Raw genomic sequence first — 13953 nt, forward strand, 5'->3', positions numbered from 1 at the left:
TTTCTTCTTAGTTTTTGCGGGAACGCTCGATGATGAGCGGGACCCAGACAAAGATCAGACTGACGACTGCACCGAAGATGATGTAGTAGGCGGATACCACACTACTACCCGTCAGTTTGAACAGTGTGTCTGTGATAACAGGCGCCAGACCACCGAACAGCAGAACACCAAGATTATAGCTGATCGCCATACCTGTTGAACGGATGCGTGTCGGGAAGAATTGTGACATCTGTCCCGGATATGGTCCCCAGATCATCGACATGGCAATAGCCCCGATCAACTGCCCGATCAGGAGAACCTGAATGCTTGGTTCTGCAATAATGTAAGACAGAAGTGGGTAGGATAGGGCACCAAAGAGCACGACACCGATTGTCCAGATATTTACCGCGCCATAGCGATCTGCTAAGCGGCCTGCGATTGGGGTGATGAAAAACAGAATAACCCCGCAGAAGACGTTTGACAGCATGATACCGGAAGACGGCAGATGCAGCGTCTTGATGATGAACATCGGTAAGGTAACGAACCAGACATAAACAGAAACTGTTGCAATGATTACAGAACCCAGTCCTTTGAACAGACTGCCGGTGTTCTGGACGAGAACTTCCATAAGTGGAGCTTGCTCAGTCTTCTTCTGGTTGTTGAGCATGGCGGCGAACTCTGGGGTTTCATCAACATGCTTACGGATATAGAAGCCAATTGGTGTAACAAGCGCACCGAGCAGGAACGGAATACGCCAGCCCCAGCTCTGTAAACTATCTTCAGACAGAAGGGCTGCAGTCACGTAACCTGCCCCTGATGACAGCGCGAGAGCAATAGCCTGCGAGCACATCTGGAAGCTGCCATAATACATCTTCTGGTTCTTCGGTGCATATTCAGACAGCATGGCTGTTGCACTGGCAAATTCACCACCAACGGAAATACCCTGAAGAATGCGTGCAATGATGACGATAATTGGAGCGGCGATACCAATCTGTGCGTAGGTTGGTGTCAGGCCAATTAACAGGGTTGAAAGACCCATAAGGACAATCATCAGCGTAAGAGCAGGCTTGCGGCCGAACTTATCAGAATAAAGACCGATCAGTACGCCGCTGAGAGGGCGTACAAAAAAGGCAATCGCAAATGTTGTGCCGCCCATAATCGAAGAGATGAAAGCATCATCTGTTGGAAAATAGGCTTGTGTAATGAAAGTCAGGAAGAAACCAAAGATCAGGAAGTCATACCATTCGAGGCCGTTGCCAATGATGGCGGAAACGACGGCTCTACGAATTTTGCCCGTTGGTAAACCAGTATCAGAAGACATTATATTTCTCAGTAGTGTTATTTTTGAACATAAAAAACCCCGCTTAACAGCGGGGCTTTTCATAAATTAGAAATGTAACTTATCAGACTGCAATTTGCTGATCAATCTCATCTGGTTCACGAAGGACATATCCACGGCCCCAGACGGTTTCAATAAAGTTCTGACCATTGCTGGCATTTGCCAGTTTCTTGCGGAGCTTGCAGATGAAGACGTCGATGATCTTCAGTTCTGGCTCATCCATGCCGCCATAGAGGTGGTTCAGGAACATTTCTTTGGTCAGGGTTGTGCCCTTGCGAAGCGCAAGAAGCTCAAGCATCTGATATTCTTTACCTGTCAGGTGAACGCGCGAACCGGCAACTTCGACTGTCTTGGTGTCAAGATTGACGACCAGATCACCCGTATTGATGACAGACTGAGCATGACCCTTGGAGCGACGAACGATTGCGTGAATACGGGCAACTAGCTCATCCTTGTGGAAAGGCTTTGTCAGATAGTCGTCAGCACCGAAGCCGAGACCTTTGACCTTATCTTCAATACCGGCAAGACCGGAGAGAATAAGAATAGGTGTCTTTACCTTACCGACGCGCAGGGTGCGCATGACCTCGTAACCAGACATATCCGGCAGATTCAAATCGAGAAGAATGATATCGTAATCGTAGAGCTTCCCGAGATCGATGCCTTCTTCACCGAGGTCGGTGGTATAGACATTGAAGTTCTCCGATTTCAACATCAACTCAACGCTTTGAGCTGTGGCGCTATCATCTTCAATCAGAAGTACGCGCATTGTCTCTATCCCCAACCTTGAGCCCCAGAGCTAACCAATATGGCTACCAAATCCGTCGCTGGCTCTACGACGGCTGCTCGTTAACTGATTCGCAACGCTAGATACTGATGGTTAACAAACGTCGATTCACCGAGGCAAGATGCTTTTTTCGACTTTTCCAAGTTGTCAAAAGCGTGTTGGTGTGACGGGTTAACTTTTCAGCTCATCCGCGTTGCACTGTTTCCTGAAACATTCTCCCTTGTTTCCAAGGTCTTCACGAATCAGGAATCACCTGTGCATGTGCTATTTGTTAACGAAATTGGTAAACAAATCGTTGACGCGAAAATTTTTGGTTAGAAATTGTAAGGAACTTATCCTGTGTAAATTTGCTAACAATAGGAATTTTAAGCGATTTTTTTGAAAAAAGATTGTTCCGGGTAAGAAACAATCAACTTTATTGCTTCATAGTGATCACCGTCGTTTTGGGGAACTGAGCACTCCTTGACGCGTATTCGCCCTTTGTAAGTACCGGCGATCTTTGTGGAGTATTGAGTATGAAGTCGCGTAACTCGCTCATCCGTTTGAAGCGTTTCCAGGTTGAGGAAAAGCGTAAGCGGGTAGCTCAGATCGAAATGATGATTGCTGATTTCGACAGAATGGCAGTCGATCTGGATCGTGAAATTGCTTCTGAAGAACAGAAGAGTGGTATTTCTGATCCAAACCACTTTGCCTATTCAACATATGCTCGGTCTGCTCGCCAGCGGCGGGACAACCTGCGGACATCGGCAGAAAACCTTGTTATCCAGCTGGATGAAGCAAAAGCTTCTCTGGGTGAAGCCTTTGAAGAGCTGAAGAAAGCTGAAATCCTTGAAGACCGCGAACGCGGCGCTGACAAGCTGTCAGATGCTATCAAGGAAACAGTTGCCATATCTGAAAGAACAGCCAGAATGGCTCGTATCAATCTCTGATCTCAACAGGGTATTGATCTGTTTTTGCCGGTCGTACGTTCGTGCGGCCGGTTTTTTATTGGCAAGATTTATTGGCTTGGGTCAGATAAAGTATCGGCACGGCAAAGTGTCGCAAGAATAAATTTTTGGAACTTTGCCTTAATGAAAACGATATCTTGTCGTCGAACATTATTATGCCTTGCTGCAACTTCATTATGTTTGTGGGAGCCTCTTGCGGTTGTCGCGCGTGTGGTGCACACAGAGACAGGATGTGCTTCGGCCATATCCAAATTTGGGGTTGTCTAAATAAGAAAGATTGTGCCGCTTAATGAAAAATATTCGAAATTTCATTTGGCCATTGATTGGGATTGCGGCCGTTATTCTGTCCTGCTGGCTACTTTATCGCGAGCTGCATACGCTTTCTCTTCATTCCGTTGTTGATAGCCTGAAGGCCATTCCGCATCACAATTACCTCATGGCGATTATTTCAACGCTGGCTGCTTATGCAGCTCTGGCCTGGTATGACCGGATTGCGCTGCTGCATCTTGGCGTGAAGAACATTTCGTTGTGGTATGTCTCTGTTACATCTTTCACAACATACGCCCTTTCCCACAACATTGGCGCCTCTGTCTTTTCTGGCGCGATTGTTCGTTATCGCGCCTATTCTGTTAAGGGATTAAGCGCGACACAGATTGCAATTCTGGTTGGTCTCTGCTCATTCACCTTTGCGCTTGGCGTCATTATTCTGGCAGGCGTTGTGCTGATTATTTACCCGCATGTCCTGATTGAGATTGTTGGTAAGCTATCTGAAAAAATGGGTGGAGGCTCATTCTTCACCAAGCTTTACAGCTGGTTCCCAAGTCTTGAGAGCTTTCAGGTAACAGATCGGACATTGTTTTTTGTCGGCGTTTTCCTGTTATTGCTGGTTGCTCTTTATGCACTTGGTTCGCTGACGGGTATGCGTCCGCTCCAGATCAGATCTTTCAGGCTGGAATATCCACGACCTGCCGTCATGCTGCGCCAGTTAATTGCCGGACCGCTCGAATTGCTCGGAGCTGCGGGTATTATCTATTTTGCCCTGCCGGGTGAATCCAACCCCGGATTTATTGTTGTTCTGGCTGTTTTTCTTGCATCTTTCTCTGCCGGACTTCTCAGTCATGCGCCGGGTGGGCTTGGGGTCTTTGAACTGATCTTCACGGCCTGTCTGTCAAACATTCCCCAGCAGGATGTTATTGCGGCGGTTCTTGTTTTCCGTCTGCTTTATCTGCTCTTGCCATTTGCGCTTTCGATCATTGTGGTTGTGCTTCATGAAAAAGCGAGTTTGACCAGCATCTGGAAACGGCGTTTCCATCTGAAGCCCAACAATCAGCAGTGATATAAATTCCCAATAAAAAAGGCGCTTTTAAAAGCGCCTTTTTTTAATCCATGCCAATGATATTACTGGCGGTATTGCTGAATACGGGTTGTCCGCAATCCGGCTAGCCCGTGCTGGTCAATAGATAGCTGCCAGCTCAGAAACTCTTCGGTTGTCAACGTATAGCGGTTGCACGCTTCTTCGAGGCTGAGAAGACCGCCGCGAACAGCGGCAACAACCTCTGCTTTGCGCCGGATAACCCACCGGCGGGTGTCAGGAGGCGGCAAGTCCGCAATTGTTAGCGGGCTACCATCCGGGCCTGTGACAAACTTGGCCCTCATTCGGAATGCTTCAGTCATAGATACGCTCACACAAGGACTGATGAATAACTGAATGCAGATTACGACAAGGGACTTAAGAGAATCCTAAGCTCGGCATATTTTTTTTAGCTGCCGCAATTTTGCTGCAATTTTTTGTCTGAAAACAAGGCTTTAAGCCTGTTATTTATTTTTCTAATGCTTTGTTTTTAAAGGAGAAAACAATTTTTTGTTCGAATTGTGAATTTGGCGGGCTATATGAGAAACAAGGTAAACAGATTCTGAACTATTGAGCACGAATGCCCATAATTACTTATTATTGTCTGGTGCTGAGGCTCAACAGGGCTTATAGAAGAGGGAAATCGCATTAAGAATTTAGCGATACATGCTACAATTATGACAGATATTAATACACAGAAGGAGTGGCGCAGCTTGGGCGTCACGAATGGTCTTAAATGAGCCCTGTTTCCGATAAAGGTGAGATGCCCTTGAATTCACTGGGCCTGCCACGGGCCCCGGGTGATACCCGCGTTGTTGTTGCAATGTCGGGCGGTGTAGATTCATCTGTTGTTGCGGCGATGCTCAAAAAAGAAGGCTATGATGTCATCGGCATCACCCTTCAGCTATATGATCATGGCGATGCGATCCATAGAAAAGGTGCCTGCTGTGCCGGGCAGGATATTCATGATGCCCGCCGTGTTGCAGAGGCGATCAATATTCCGCACTACGTTCTGGACTATGAAGACCGCTTTCGCCAGGAAGTGATTGACCGCTTTGCTGAAAGCTACCTGTCCGGTGAAACGCCCATCCCCTGTGTTGAGTGTAACCGCTCCATTAAATTCCGCGATCTTCTGAAAACAGCCAAAGAGCTTGGTGCTGATATTCTTGCAACCGGGCACTACATTGTTGACCGTGCCCTGCCGAATGGCAAACGTGGGTTGTTCCGGGCCGCTGACCCGCACCGTGACCAGAGCTACTTCCTTTATGCAACCACACCTGAGCAGCTGGAAATCCTGCGCTTTCCCCTTGGTGAGCTGAAAACCAAGGAAGAAACCCGCGCTATGGCCCGTGAGCTGGGCCTGTCGGTTGCAGAGAAGGCTGACAGTCAGGATATCTGCTTTGTGCCTGAGGGTAAGTACTCCGATATTATCGAGCGTCTGAAGCCGGGTGCTGTTGCGCCGGGTGATGTTGTGCATATTGATGGCCGTGTTCTGGGCCAGCATGAAGGCATCATTCATTACACGGTCGGGCAGCGTCGTGGGCTTAAACTGGCGACAGGTGAGCCGCTTTACGTGATCAAGCTGGATGCCGAAAAAGGGCAGGTTATCGTTGGCCCGAGAGAGGCCCTGGCAACCAAGACCATCCGCATCAATGATATCAACTGGCTGGGTGATGAACTCCCCGGGCCGGAAGGAATGGAAGTTGCCGTGCGGGTGCGTTCAACACGTGAACCTCGCCCGGCCATCTTACGTTTTACTGAGAATGGGGCAGAAGCCGAGCTGCTTCAGTCGGAAGACGGGGTTTCCCCGGGGCAGGCCTGCGTTATCTATGATAGCGAAGATCCGCGGGCACGCCTTCTCGGTGGCGGTACCATTTTGCGAAATGAGCCCGTGATTACTAAAATTGCAGTCTAAAGGGGTAACCGGATAGATGGATGCTTCGACCACAAGCATTATGCAGAAAGCCTATGCCCGCTGGGCACCTATTTATGATGTGCTTTATGACAAGCTGACAGCTCCAGCCGCACAGGCTGCTGTTAAAGCCGTAACAGAGAATGCAACCCGCATTCTCGAAGCCGGTGTCGGCACGGGGCTGGCCCTTGAGTATTATCCTGCCAATATCGAACTGTACGGCGTTGATCTGTCCGCTGATATGCTGAAACGGGCTTCTGAAAAGGTTGAACGCAAGGGCCTCAACCACGTCAAAAGCCTGCAGGTTATGGACGTCTGCAAGATGGATTTTCCGGATGCCTGCTTCGATGCCATCTCCGCACAGTTCATCATTACCTTGGTACCAGACTTTGATGCTGCGATGACAGAGTTCGACCGTGTCTTGCGTCCCGGCGGCTCAATTGTCCTCGTCAATCACTTTGGTGCAGACAAAGGCCTTGTTGCGGCTTACGAGCGCGCCGTGGCCCCAATTGTCAAAAGAATTGGCTGGAGTTCTGATTTCAAAGTCAGCAAGGTTGAAAATTGGGCTGAAAGCAATGGAAAATATGATGTTGAGCAGCCTCAGCCTGTTTTCCCGGCCGGATTTTTCAAAGTGCTTCGGTTAAAGAAACACAGCTGATTTTAAAACTCCCGCTTGACAGAAGCCCCAGACCATTTCTATATGCGTCTGCTTGCCGGTATTTCATACCGATTTGTGGTGAGGCGGAGTAGCTCAGGTGGTTAGAGCAGAGGAATCATAATCCTTGTGTCGGGAGTTCAACTCTCTCCTCCGCTACCACGAAATTTTCAATTCAATATGTTTATTCTTGGCGTTGTCAAAACTTCATTGACTAACAATGCTATTGTGCAAGTTTTTTGATGCTATTGACAATTAATTTTTTAAAAAATATTTCTATAAAAAGAGTATTTTTTGAGAATTGTTATGGAAGAAAGCTTTCGTAGTTTTCGGTTGGCTGCTTTAAAAATATGGTTGGAGAATACAAAACGTATTCGTGAAGAAAGCCATGATGATGACTATTCAAACTCATATGAATGCTCTTGGCAAAATCGTTGTGAAGATTTTCATGTAGGTCTATTTTGTGGCATTGCAAACTGGATGACACATATCACCGATATTTTATTGGATGAGAGTATTGATGACTGTAATTTTGAAAACCATAGCAATCGAATAGCTAGGTATTATAATTTAATATTATTTATATTAAGCGAATTAATTAATGATATGAAAGATTCTAGTAAATCATTCAAGGTTAATATGGAAGATTATGCTAGTTTTGTAAATAATGTTGTAAAGCATAAATTTAATTTTTTGCATAAAAATAATAATCATCTTTGCATTTTTTTTGAAGAAGAAGGTGATTTTTCTGATTTTAATGTAATTTCTTTGCGTCCTAATTATAAATGTGAAGAATATGATTTAATTTTATATCCATCTCTGAATAAAATAATTAACTCTATTTTAGATCTATATGAAAGATATGATAATTTTTTGAAAGACGAAAACCAATTCCGGAATATTTGCGAATCTTCTAAGCAAATATGTTCTGATGAATAAGATTTTAAAATTAATATGAATTTCATTATTCTTTAGAATCTTGAATCATTTGTTTTGTATTTATTTTCGTCCCGAACCGCCCGGCTTTTTGCCGCCACCGTCTTGTTTGTTGACTGTCGCCCAGGCGCGGGCCGCGGCTTCTTTCTCTGGCACCCCTTTTTCCTCGTAACCTTCGGCGATGTGTTCAGCTTTGCGTTTCTGCTTATCGGTGTATTTGGATTTATTTCCGCGTGGCATGACGCTTCCTTTCATGGAAAAGGCTCGTCAGAGAGTAACTATGCGGAGGGGTAAAGGTTCCGTTATTCTCGGATGTGATTACCACCTAACTGATGCTCCCAGTCTTCCGTCCCATGTCTGACGTCCCTTGTTATCGAGGGAGTGGCTGTATGAGCCTGTGGTGAAGAGGGAGATGTTGTCTGAAATTTGGGCTGTCACGCCAACGCCGATCTCTGCCCATGTGCCGCCGAGATTGGAAGGGACTGTGAAACCGTTCAGGCTGCTGAGGGTTGTGAAGGTGGTTTTATTGTCGCCCATGAACTCATGCCAGATATTGGCTCTTGCCCACGCAGTCACCAGACGGGGATTAGCAGCGTCATTCGTATTGAAGGTTTTGGCCAGCCGGGCGCCAATTCTGCCCCGCAGGCTGTCGCTGCTGCTGATACGAAAATGACCATAGGCATCAGAGAAACTGTCGAAGGATGTATTCTGATAGGCAAGCTGGGCCTGTGGTTCCAGTATCAGGCTATTGCCCAGATCAAGGCTGTAGCCGCCTTCAAGAGAGGCTATAAAGCCAAAGCCATCGGGTTTCAGTTTTTGTCCGTAAACAGATGTGGCATCTGCCTGATACCATGTGGCCTGCAGATGTGAGTTTGTCATAAAGTCTAATGTTGTAAGGTTGGCGTGTAATGAAAAGCTAAAACAGTCTGATCTTTTGAATAGATATCTCACAGGTTGGCTATTTCGCGGCTGAATGTTTCGTATTCCGTTGGTTGGGCACGCTTATTAGTCATTATGACAATAGGCCTGCCCTCCCGTGACATAGCCAATTAGGTCTTCACTGCTCTACAATATAGGCATCAGAGTTCGAGCCAAGAGGTTGATGCCTATGCCTGCCACTGGACCACTTAGCCTACATGTTCCTGAGCCGGGTGTGCGTCCGGGCGGGACACCTGATTTCTCTAATGTAACTATTCCCCGTGCCGGTGCCGTGCCACGACCTGAGGTAGATGTGAACCCACAGGATATCCGGGATATGGCATTTTCAATTATCCGGGTATTAAACCGCAAGGGTGAGGCTGTGGGGCCCTGGGCTGGTACTTTGAGTAGTGAGGAACTACTTGAAGGCATGCGCCACATGATGACGTTGCGCACGCTTGATGCCCGTATGGTGCTGGCACAACGTCAGGGCAAGACATCCTTCTACATGCAGCATCTTGGTGAAGAGGCAATCTCATGCGCTTTTCGTAAAGCCTTGAAGCCGGGAGATATGAACTTCCCGACCTATCGGCAGGCAGGCCTGCTGGTGGCGGATGATTATCCGCTGGTTGAAATGATGTGCCAGATATTCTCGAACTCCCGCGATCCACTGAAAGGTCGGCAGATGCCGATCATGTATGCGGTCAAGGATAAGGGCTTTTTTACAATCTCCGGTAATCTGGCAACGCAATATCCGCAGGCCGTAGGCTGGGCGATGGCATCTGCGATCAGCCATGATGACAAGATTGCAGCCGCCTGGATTGGCGATGGCTCAACGGCGGAATCTGATTTCCATGCCGGGCTGGTTTTTGCCTCAACTTATAAAGCGCCCGTTATCCTGAATGTGGTCAATAACCAGTGGGCGATTTCAACCTTTCAGGGAATTGCGCGCGGTGGTGCAGGCACTTTTGCAGCACGCGGTCTTGGGTTTGGTCTGCCGTCGTTACGCGTGGACGGGAATGATTATCTTGCTGTGCATGCGGTTGCCAAATGGGCGGCAGAGCGGGCACGGCGCAATCTGGGGCCGACACTGATTGAATATGTCACCTACCGCGTTGGGGCACATTCAACGTCAGATGATCCCTCAGCCTATCGCCCGAAGGATGAATCCGATGCATGGCCATTGGGTGACCCAATCGTCAGACTGCGCAATCATCTGATTACGCTCGGTGTCTGGAGTGAGGAGCGTCATAAGCAGATGGAAGCTGAAATTCTGGATGGCGTGATTGCAGCCCAGAAAGAGGCCGAGAGCTATGGCACATTGCATGCCGGTGGCAAACCTTCCATGCGGGATATCTTTGAAGATGTTTACGCTGAAATTCCACCCCATCTGCGCCGTCAGCGCCAGCAGGCAGGAGTCTGATACATGGCCCGCATGACAATGATTGAAGCGCTTCGCAATGCCATGGACATCAGCATGGAGCGTGATGAGAAGGTGGTGATTTTTGGTGAAGACGTTGGCTACTTTGGTGGCGTTTTCCGTTGCACCCAAAGCCTGCAGCAGAAATACGGGAAGGATCGCTGTTTTGATAGTCCGATCAGTGAATCCGGTATTGTGGGCGCAGCTATCGGTATGGCCGCTTATGGATTAAAGCCCTGTGTTGAAATCCAGTTTGCGGATTATGTCTTCCCTGCCTTTGACCAGATATCACAGGAAGCAGCCCGTATCCGTTACCGCTCTGCCGGGCAGTTTACCTGCCCGATTGTTATTCGTATGCCAGCCGGTGGGGGTATCTTTGGCGGACAGACACATAGTCAAAGCCCGGAGGCACTGTTTACGCATGTCTCTGGTCTCAAGGTTGTCATGCCATCAAATCCCTATGATGCCAAAGGCCTACTAACCTCCGCAATTGAAGACCCGGATCCCGTAATCTTCTTTGAGCCAAAACGTCTCTATAATGGCCCGTTTGATGGTCATCCTGAACGGCCGGCGACTCCCTGGTCTGCGCATCCGTTAGGTGATGTTCCTGAAGATTATTACAACATCCCGCTTGGCAAGGCGGCTGTTGCCCGTGAAGGTTCCGCCGTTACCGTTCTGGCCTACGGCACAATGGTGCATGTTTCACTCGCAGCTGCTGCCGAGACAGGTATTGATGCCGAGGTGATTGATTTGCGCTCACTGGTGCCGCTTGATCTGGAAACGATCATTGCTTCCGTTAAGAAGACAGGTCGCTGTGTTGTTGTCCATGAGGCCACGCTCACATCCGGTTTTGGTGGTGAACTGGCAGCGCTCGTTCAGGAACACTGTTTCTATCATCTTGAAGCCCCCATCATGCGTGTAACAGGTTGGGATACGCCGTATCCGCATGCGCAGGAGTGGGATTACTTCCCCGGCCCAACGCGTGTTGGCCGGGCACTTGTCCAGACAGTGGAGGCATAATATGGGCGAACTAACCATCAAAATGCCTGATGTCGGTGAAGGTATTGCTGAGGCCGAACTTGTTGAATGGCATGTAACGCCCGGTGATGTTGTCCGGGAAGATGCTGTGCTGGCGGCTGTTATGACTGACAAAGCCACGGTCGAAATTCCGTCTCCCGCAGATGGTAAGGTTTTATGGCTTGGTGCCGAGCTAAACTCAAAGGTGGCGGTCGGTGCGCCGCTGATAAAGCTGGAAGTTGCAGGTGAAACCCACGAAGAGAAGCCGGTTGAAACTGCGCCGCCTCCTGTCCCAGAAAAAACAGTAGAGCCACCCAAAGCAGAGGTTGCGAAACCACAACCTGCTTCTGTCAACGCTCCATCGACTACAGTCGCAAGAGGCGTCGCTTCTCTCCGTAGTGAAGGTGAAAAACCAATTGCATCGCCCTCGGTCAGAAGCAGGGCTATGGAAGCGGGTATTGATCTGCGACAGGTGCCGGGGTCTGGCCCGGCCGGACGCATTACTCATGATGATCTGGAAGCCTTCATCTCTGGTGTCAATCGGCCTGCAAAACAAAGTGGTTTGCGCCCGAATACGTCTGAGAACGAAGTTAAGGTTGTCGGTCTGCGTCGCGTGATTGCGGAGCGCATGAGCCTGTCAAAATCACGTATTCCGCATATTACCTATGTTGAAGAAGTGGACATGACAGCGCTTGAGGAACTGCGTGAGCAGCTGAACCGCAACCGTAAGGCTGATCATCCAAAGCTGACTATTCTGCCTTTCCTGATGCGGGCAATGATCAAGGCAATTGCTGACTATCCGCAATTCAGTGCGCGTTATGATGATGACGCAAATATTGTGCATCAGTATGGTGGCGTACATATCGGCATTGCGACACAGACAGATACAGGCCTGATGGTGCCAGTCGTACGTCATTCCGAAGCGCTTGATATCTGGGGATGTGCCTCTGAGCTGAACCGTGTCAGTGAAGCGGCCCGTACGGGTACTGCAAGGCGTGAAGAACTGAGCGGTTCAACCATCACAATCAGCTCTCTGGGAGCTCTTGGTGGCATCGTCAGTACGCCGGTGATCAACTATCCGGAAGTGGCGATTATTGGCATCAATAAAATCGCTGTCCGCCCTATATGGGACGGAACAGACTTTGTTCCGCGCAAGATCATGAACCTCTCATCCAGCTTTGATCACCGTGTCATTGATGGCTGGGATGCAGCCGTCTTCATCCAGCGCATCAAAGTATTGCTGGAAACCCCAGCCCTGATCTTCGTGGAGGAGTAAGCAGATGAAAAAAGATATCTCCTGCAAACTACTCATTATCGGAGCAGGCCCTGGTGGTTATGTCTGTGGTATCCGCGCCGGACAGTTGGGTCTTGATACAGTTCTCGTCGATGCGGGCAAGGCTGGTGGTACGTGCCTGCATGTTGGGTGTATTCCATCAAAATCACTGATCCATGCCGCTGAAGAGTTCCATCGCTCCCATGAGCTGGCCTCCGCAAATCCGTTTGGAATTACACAGGCCGCACCTTCGATTGATCTTGGTAAGACAATTGACTGGAAGGACAGTATCGTTACACGCCTTCATAATGGTGTGATCGGGTTGCTTAAAAAAGCTAATGTAAAGATGGTCCGCGGGCAGGCGCGTTTTCTTGATGGTAAAACGGTGTCGGTTGAAACGGATACCGGGCAGCAGGTTATCAGTGCTGAAACAATCGTTATTGCAACTGGCTCCAGCCCGATGGAACTGCCGTTCTTACCATTTGGCGGTAAGGTGATTTCATCAACCGGTGCTTTGGCTCTGCGGCAAGTACCTGAAAAACTGGTTGTTGTCGGTGGCGGTTATATTGGACTTGAGCTTGGGACAGCTTTTGCCAAACTGGGGTCAAAAGTAACCGTGGTTGAAGCTGCCGAGCGTATTTTACCGCAATATGACAGTGAGCTCACAGCACCTGTAGCAGCACGCCTGAAAGAGCTTGGTGTTCGCATTCTGACAAGCACCAAAGCACAGGGGTTGAAGGGGTCGAATGACGCTCTGCATATCGAAGGGCCAAAGGGCGCTGAAGAATTGCAGGCAGACAAAATTCTTGTGACGGTCGGGCGTAAGCCTGTGACAGCCAATCTTGGCCTTGAAGAGCTTGTGCTGGATATGGATGGGCCATTCATTCGTATCAACAATCACTGTGAGACTGCCATGCGCAATATCTATGCGATAGGCGATGTAACAGGTGAGCCAATGCTGGCGCATCGTGCGATGGCACAGGGCGAAATGGTTGCAGAGATTGTTGCTGGGCATCGGAGAATCTGGGATAAACAGGTGATACCAGCTGTCTGCTTTACGGATCCTGAAATTGTAACGGTTGGATTGTCTCCTGATGCAGCAAGAGCTGCTCATTCAGTTGAAATCAAGACAGGCGTCTTCCCCTTTGCTGCCAATGGTCGTGCGATGACTATGCTGGCAGAACGTGGATTTGTCCGCGTTGTTGCCCGTGCGGACAACCATCTGCTTCTGGGTATTCAGGCTGTTGGAGAAGGCGTATCCGAGCTTTCGGCAGGTTTCGCGCAGGCTATTGAAATGGGTGCGCGACTGGAAGATATCGCAGGAACTATTCACGCCCACCCGACTTTAAGCGAAGGTGTGCAGGAAGCGGCCTTGAAAGCGCTGGGCCGGACAATCCATATCTAGAAATGATCGGGCCCTTG

General features: G+C 48.9%; 13 protein-coding genes, 1 tRNA gene and 1 pseudogene. 10 read left to right on the forward strand and 5 right to left on the reverse strand.

Features of this window, described 5'->3' with window-relative positions; translation table 11 throughout:
* Positions 1-7 precede the first annotated feature (7 nt).
* Together WJT86_RS03045 and ctrA are read right to left on the reverse strand one after the other, a co-directional pair.
* A complete protein-coding gene (locus WJT86_RS03045; RefSeq protein ID WP_346336013.1) occupies positions 8-1300 on the reverse strand; it encodes an MFS transporter in 1293 nt (430 codons plus the stop codon).
* An 82-nt stretch (positions 1301-1382) separates the two neighbouring features.
* On the reverse strand, positions 1383-2084 hold the full coding sequence (gene ctrA, locus WJT86_RS03050; RefSeq protein ID WP_346336014.1) for a response regulator transcription factor CtrA: 702 nt from the start codon (positions 2082-2084) through the stop codon (positions 1383-1385).
* Positions 2085-2617: 533 nt separating this feature from the next.
* On the opposite strand from ctrA, the gene WJT86_RS03055 reads away from it, so the two are divergent.
* Both WJT86_RS03055 and WJT86_RS03060 read left to right on the forward strand, forming a co-directional pair.
* Complete coding sequence (locus WJT86_RS03055; protein ID WP_346336015.1) at positions 2618-3031, forward strand: flagellar export protein FliJ; 414 nt, start codon at positions 2618-2620, stop codon at positions 3029-3031.
* A gap of 307 nt (positions 3032-3338) precedes the next feature.
* Entirely contained in the window at positions 3339-4385 is a 1047-nt protein-coding gene (locus WJT86_RS03060) for a putative bifunctional lysylphosphatidylglycerol flippase/synthetase (RefSeq protein ID WP_346336016.1), read from the forward strand.
* A 62-nt stretch (positions 4386-4447) separates the two neighbouring features.
* Here WJT86_RS03060 and sciP read toward each other — a convergent pair whose 3' ends face one another.
* Positions 4448-4723 (reverse strand): CtrA inhibitor SciP, encoded by a 276-nt coding sequence (gene sciP / locus WJT86_RS03065; protein ID WP_346336017.1) that lies wholly within the window; start codon positions 4721-4723, stop codon positions 4448-4450.
* Positions 4724-5169: 446 nt separating this feature from the next.
* Between sciP and mnmA the strand changes: the two genes are divergently transcribed.
* The 4 genes from mnmA (at position 5170) to WJT86_RS03085 (ending at position 7906) form a co-directional block, all read left to right on the forward strand.
* Positions 5170-6315, forward strand: coding sequence for a tRNA 2-thiouridine(34) synthase MnmA (mnmA, locus tag WJT86_RS03070; RefSeq protein ID WP_346336289.1), 1146 nt, complete (start codon positions 5170-5172; stop codon positions 6313-6315).
* 16 nt (positions 6316-6331) lie between these two features.
* Positions 6332-6970 carry a class I SAM-dependent methyltransferase gene (locus WJT86_RS03075; RefSeq protein ID WP_346336018.1) on the forward strand — a complete coding sequence of 213 codons (639 nt, stop codon included), beginning with the start codon at positions 6332-6334 and terminating at the stop codon, positions 6968-6970.
* 82 nt (positions 6971-7052) lie between these two features.
* Positions 7053-7129, forward strand: a tRNA-Met gene (locus tag WJT86_RS03080).
* 144 nt (positions 7130-7273) lie between these two features.
* Positions 7274-7906: a hypothetical protein gene (locus tag WJT86_RS03085; protein WP_346336019.1), complete on the forward strand. Its 633-nt coding sequence runs from the start codon at positions 7274-7276 to the stop codon at positions 7904-7906.
* A gap of 66 nt (positions 7907-7972) precedes the next feature.
* On the opposite strand, the pseudogene WJT86_RS03090 reads toward WJT86_RS03085, so the two are convergent.
* Both WJT86_RS03090 and WJT86_RS03095 read right to left on the reverse strand, forming a co-directional pair.
* A pseudogene (locus WJT86_RS03090) lies at positions 7973-8143 on the reverse strand (plasmid stabilization protein); the annotation flags it as partial.
* Positions 8144-8221: 78 nt separating this feature from the next.
* On the reverse strand, positions 8222-8854 hold the full coding sequence (locus WJT86_RS03095; RefSeq protein WP_346336020.1) for an autotransporter outer membrane beta-barrel domain-containing protein: 633 nt from the start codon (positions 8852-8854) through the stop codon (positions 8222-8224).
* 157 nt (positions 8855-9011) lie between these two features.
* Here WJT86_RS03095 and WJT86_RS03100 point away from each other — a divergent pair, with 157 nt between their 5' ends.
* From WJT86_RS03100 to lpdA, 4 genes are read left to right on the forward strand one after another with little or no spacing between them, the layout of a single operon-like run.
* Entirely contained in the window at positions 9012-10244 is a 1233-nt protein-coding gene (locus WJT86_RS03100; RefSeq protein WP_346336290.1) for a 3-methyl-2-oxobutanoate dehydrogenase (2-methylpropanoyl-transferring) subunit alpha, read from the forward strand.
* 3 nt (positions 10245-10247) lie between these two features.
* Complete coding sequence (locus WJT86_RS03105; RefSeq protein WP_346336021.1) at positions 10248-11261, forward strand: alpha-ketoacid dehydrogenase subunit beta; 1014 nt, start codon at positions 10248-10250, stop codon at positions 11259-11261.
* A 1-nt stretch (position 11262) separates the two neighbouring features.
* Positions 11263-12534: a dihydrolipoamide acetyltransferase family protein gene (locus tag WJT86_RS03110; protein WP_346336022.1), complete on the forward strand. Its 1272-nt coding sequence runs from the start codon at positions 11263-11265 to the stop codon at positions 12532-12534.
* A 4-nt stretch (positions 12535-12538) separates the two neighbouring features.
* The gene (lpdA, locus tag WJT86_RS03115; RefSeq protein WP_346336023.1) at positions 12539-13936 is read left to right on the forward strand and encodes a dihydrolipoyl dehydrogenase; all 1398 of its coding nucleotides are present in this window, start codon (positions 12539-12541) and stop codon (positions 13934-13936) included.
* Positions 13937-13953: the final 17 nt, after the last annotated feature.

Origin of the sequence: Hohaiivirga grylli (assembly GCF_039655745.1) — a bacterium.
Taxonomy (GTDB): Bacteria; Pseudomonadota; Alphaproteobacteria; order Rhizobiales; family Beijerinckiaceae; genus Hohaiivirga; species Hohaiivirga grylli.

Excerpts from the sequence above, each read along its gene's own strand:
- WJT86_RS03045 (WP_346336013.1), bottom strand. The coding sequence starts at position 1,300 with ATGTCTTCTGATACTGGTTTACCAACGGGCAAAATTCGTAGAGCCGTC.
- ctrA (WP_346336014.1), bottom strand. The coding sequence starts at position 2,084 with ATGCGCGTACTTCTGATTGAAGATGATAGCGCCACAGCTCAAAGCGTT.
- WJT86_RS03055 (WP_346336015.1), top strand. The coding sequence starts at position 2,618 with ATGAAGTCGCGTAACTCGCTCATCCGTTTGAAGCGTTTCCAGGTTGAG.
- WJT86_RS03060 (WP_346336016.1), top strand. The coding sequence starts at position 3,339 with ATGAAAAATATTCGAAATTTCATTTGGCCATTGATTGGGATTGCGGCC.
- sciP (WP_346336017.1), bottom strand. The coding sequence starts at position 4,723 with ATGACTGAAGCATTCCGAATGAGGGCCAAGTTTGTCACAGGCCCGGAT.
- WJT86_RS03075 (WP_346336018.1), top strand. The coding sequence starts at position 6,332 with ATGGATGCTTCGACCACAAGCATTATGCAGAAAGCCTATGCCCGCTGG.
- WJT86_RS03085 (WP_346336019.1), top strand. The coding sequence starts at position 7,274 with ATGGAAGAAAGCTTTCGTAGTTTTCGGTTGGCTGCTTTAAAAATATGG.
- WJT86_RS03100 (WP_346336290.1), top strand. The coding sequence starts at position 9,012 with ATGCCTGCCACTGGACCACTTAGCCTACATGTTCCTGAGCCGGGTGTG.
- WJT86_RS03105 (WP_346336021.1), top strand. The coding sequence starts at position 10,248 with ATGGCCCGCATGACAATGATTGAAGCGCTTCGCAATGCCATGGACATC.
- WJT86_RS03110 (WP_346336022.1), top strand. The coding sequence starts at position 11,263 with ATGGGCGAACTAACCATCAAAATGCCTGATGTCGGTGAAGGTATTGCT.
- lpdA (WP_346336023.1), top strand. The coding sequence starts at position 12,539 with ATGAAAAAAGATATCTCCTGCAAACTACTCATTATCGGAGCAGGCCCT.